Below are 255 nucleotides of genomic sequence, written 5' to 3'. Positions count from 1 at the left end.
GCCACACCTGCCACATGCTGATGCCCCGAAACTACTTCGCGGAGCACGCCAGCACGCGGGGCGATTACGTGGAGCCCGTGCTGAGCGAGGCCGCCGGCGTGATGCCGGATCAGGTGGCCGAGCATCGCCGGCGGCACCCCGACGTGCCCATGACCAATGACGGGCGGGTGATTTTCACGAGCCACAGCCAGCGGAAGCGGGTGCTGCGGAAGCTGGGAATGGTTGACCGGGACGGATTCGACTAGGTACGATGAC

The 255-nt window shown here is 66.3% G+C and carries 1 protein-coding gene; it reads left to right on the top strand.

Translation table 11 applies throughout. The features are described from left to right. On the top strand, positions 1–245 hold a 245-nt coding region (locus tag R0J87_RS22480), incomplete at its 5' end, for a hypothetical protein (protein WP_498889099.1). Positions 246–255 lie beyond the last annotated feature (10 nt).

Source organism: Halomonas sp. SIMBA_159 (genome assembly GCF_046536035.1).
GTDB lineage: Bacteria > Pseudomonadota > Gammaproteobacteria > Pseudomonadales > Halomonadaceae > Vreelandella > Vreelandella venusta_A.
Note: the sequence above shows the minus strand (reverse complement) of the source record. Positions and strands in the feature narration are given on the sequence as shown.